The sequence below is a fragment of the Flavobacterium sp. genome (assembly GCF_024305175.1).
Classification (GTDB): Bacteria; Bacteroidota; Bacteroidia; order Flavobacteriales; family Flavobacteriaceae; genus Flavobacterium.
On record NZ_JAMWYY010000035.1, the window covers coordinates 1 to 3,280 of the forward strand.

Annotated in this window: 4 protein-coding genes; 1 reads left to right on the forward strand and 3 read right to left on the reverse strand. The window is 39.2% G+C overall.

Annotated features, from left to right (window positions below):
* Positions 1-448 (forward strand): hypothetical protein (locus Q0K96_RS09660; RefSeq protein WP_297333787.1); only part of this gene is annotated, 448 nt, incomplete at its 5' end.
* A gap of 48 nt (positions 449-496) precedes the next feature.
* On the opposite strand, the gene Q0K96_RS09665 is transcribed toward Q0K96_RS09660, so the two are convergent.
* The 3 genes from Q0K96_RS09665 to Q0K96_RS09675 all read right to left on the reverse strand — a co-directional run.
* Positions 497-781, reverse strand: coding sequence for a F0F1 ATP synthase subunit epsilon (locus Q0K96_RS09665; protein WP_297333788.1), 285 nt, complete (start codon positions 779-781; stop codon positions 497-499).
* A 74-nt stretch (positions 782-855) separates the two neighbouring features.
* On the reverse strand, positions 856-2,367 hold the full coding sequence (gene atpD / locus Q0K96_RS09670; RefSeq protein WP_297333789.1) for a F0F1 ATP synthase subunit beta: 1,512 nt from the start codon (positions 2,365-2,367) through the stop codon (positions 856-858).
* A gap of 201 nt (positions 2,368-2,568) precedes the next feature.
* Positions 2,569-3,280 (reverse strand): hypothetical protein (locus Q0K96_RS09675; protein ID WP_297333790.1); only part of this gene is annotated, 712 nt, incomplete at its 5' end.

Sequence of the window (3,280 nt, forward strand, 5' to 3'; positions counted from 1 at the left end):
TCATGAGACACTATCTGATTTTAGTTACACAAAAAATTTAATAGGTTGGATTAGAGGGGATAATTCTATAGATACTAATTTATTAGCAGAAGAGATCGCAAGACTTACCAAAGAAAATGCTGATTTAAGACAGCAATTGCTCATGAATAATTCAGGTAAAGATCTTTTATATAATAATTTAAATTTTAATCAATTAAAGAAATTGCTTGAGAGTGAAACGGTAATTGTTAAAATGAAAAGGTATAATCTTTTTGAGTTTCTAATTTATCATGGAAAAAAGATAATCGAAAATGTGCCAACAACTGATGGTGAAATTATTATAGCACTTATAGCACTGCGTAAATTTAAAATTGTGGTTAGTGTTACGGGTGTTTTTTCTTTTACTGATGATGGTCATAATTTTTATTTACAATCTCTCTTGTTTGAAAAAGAGAGATTAGAATCATAAAAAAACCCTCTCTGTACAGAAAGGGTTTTTAATAGAATTATGAACGAATTAATCAACCAAAATAATAATCCTGTTGTCTTTCATTTCCAAAGTGCCCGACTTAATAGGTAAAACAAGCTTGCCTTCTTTTTCGTTACGGGTAAACTTTGGCGAATATTCTGCGGCGGCATTCAGGGTGCCAACCGCTATTTTAACGTCGCCCGCAGCCAGTACAGATACTATATTGGCGTGGTGGTTTAACATCTGGAATTCGCCATTTATACCCGGCACAGTTACCGATGTAACCTCGCCTTTAAATAAATGCCCTTCCGGTGATACTATTTCTAATAACATAACTTCAGTTATAAGTTAACGGTTAACAGCTTTATTTTGCGCTGTTTGCTTAAAGCTGTAAGCTAAACGGCTTACTATGCCTCTGCAAGCATTTTTTGTCCTGCCTCAATTACATCCTCTATGGTACCTTTAAGGTTAAAGGCTGCTTCCGGCAGATGGTCAAGCTCACCGTCTATGATCATGTTAAATCCTTTAATGGTGTCTTTAATATCTACAAGTACACCCGGTATACCTGTAAACTGCTCTGCTACGTGGAACGGCTGAGAAAGGAAACGCTGAACGCGGCGTGCGCGGCTTACAGACAGTTTGTCTTCCTCGCTAAGTTCTTCCATACCAAGAATGGCAATGATATCCTGTAGCTGCTTGTATTTTTGTAGAATTTCTTTTACCCTTTGTGCACAGTCATAGTGCTCGTTACCCAAAATTTGCGGGGTAAGTATCCTTGAAGTAGAATCCAATGGGTCTACCGCAGGGTAAATACCAAGCTCGGCAATTTTACGGCTAAGTACCGTTGTTGCATCAAGGTGGGCAAATGTTGTAGCCGGAGCCGGGTCAGTTAAGTCATCCGCAGGTACATATACTGCCTGTACAGATGTAATAGATCCTTTTTTAGTAGAGGTAATACGCTCCTGCATGGCACCCATCTCTGTTGCAAGAGTTGGCTGGTAACCTACCGCAGAAGGCATACGGCCAAGAAGTGCCGATACCTCTGAACCCGCCTGTGTAAAACGGAATATGTTATCTACGAAGAAAAGTACGTCTTTACCCTGGCTTTCACCTGCCCCGTCACGAAAGTACTCGGCAATGGTAAGACCTGAAAGTGCCACACGTGCACGTGCTCCCGGTGGTTCGTTCATCTGTCCGAACACAAAGGTAGCTTTACTTTCCCTCATCAGGTTTTTGTCAACTTTAGAAAGGTCCCAGCCTCCTGCCTCCATAGAGTGCATAAAGTCGTCGCCATACTTAATAATGCCCGATTCAAGCATCTCGCGCATAAGGTCGTTACCCTCACGGGTGCGCTCGCCCACACCGGCAAATACCGAAAGACCACCGTGGCCTTTTGCAATGTTATTGATAAGCTCCTGGATAAGTACTGTTTTACCAACACCGGCACCACCAAAAAGACCAATTTTACCACCTTTTGCATAAGGCTCAATAAGGTCGATTACTTTGATACCTGTAAAAAGTACTTCCGAAGAGGTAGAAAGGTCTTCAAATTTGGGAGCCTGGCGGTGAATTGGTAAACCGCTTTCGCCTGCTTTTGGCAGGTCGCCAAGTCCGTCAATAGCGTCGCCTACTACATTAAACAAACGTCCGTAAATATCGTTACCAATCGGCATCTGGATAGGCGCCCCGGTAGCAACCACTTCCTGGCCCCTGCTCAAACCGTCAGTAGAGTCCATAGAGATGGTGCGCACAGTGTTTTCACCTATGTGCGATTGTACCTCAAGCACTAACTTAGTGCCATCATTTTTTGTGATCTCCAATGAATCGTAGATCTTAGGAAGCTCAGCGTTTTGTGTGTTAAACACTACGTCTACCACCGGCCCGATAATCTGTGCAACTTTTCCTGTTCCTTTAGACATTGCTTATGTATTTATTTAACAGCTATTTATTTACTTGAAAAAGTATCTTTTTTTCGAGCGCAAAGATAGTTTTTTATTCGGGATTTATGCAATTTTAATTTTGCATTTTTTTTAATAAAAAAGCGGATTAGTATAAATCCGCTACGATATTGTTATTTTAGAAGTGGTGCAGTTGAGGATAACTTTAATGATTTACACACTCTACTTCTCATATTTATTTAAAAGTATATTAAAATCGTCATCCCTCAAAAATACCTCCCAATCTTCATCTTCTTTAACAAACAGAGTAGGAATCTCATCATTTTGTAAACTTATATCTAAATGATGTAGAGCTTCCTTTTTATAATTTTTTGAAGCATACAAACAAGCTAAATTATAGTGTCCTCCTCCTACTTCTATACCTTTTTTAAATATTTCGACTGCATGTTGAGATAATTGTTCCGCTTCTTTCCCAGTTTTGGTTTTTGCTAGTTCCGTTAAGCTAACTCCCCAATTATGATATGAATTATGTTTATCAGGTTTTATATCAGTAGCTTTTTGGTGTTTTGTAAAAGCATCAAGGTATAATTGTTCCGCTTCTTTCCCACTTTTGGTCCTTGCTAATTCAACTAAATTATTACCCCAATTATAATATGCTGCATGCATTTCGGGATTTATATCAGTTGCTTTTTGGTATTTTGTAAAAGCTTCAAGGTACAGTTGCTCAACTTCTTCCCCTGTCTTGGATTTTGCTAATTCTGCTAGACCATTTCCCCAGTTATTGTATGCTTCATGCATATCGGGATTTATATCAGTTGCTTTTTGGTATTTTGTTAAACTTTCAAGGTACAGTTGCTCAGCTTCTTCCCCTGTCTTGGATTTTGCTAATTCTGCTAGACCAACTCCCCAGTTATTATATACTTCATGGTTGTCT

What these genes read in the sequence shown, in the direction of transcription:
- Q0K96_RS09665 (WP_297333788.1), bottom strand. Translation starts at nt 781, where the DNA reads ATGTTATTAGAAATAGTATCACCGGAAGGGCATTTATTTAAAGGCGAG.
- atpD (WP_297333789.1), bottom strand. Translation starts at nt 2,367, where the DNA reads ATGTCTAAAGGAACAGGAAAAGTTGCACAGATTATCGGGCCGGTGGTA.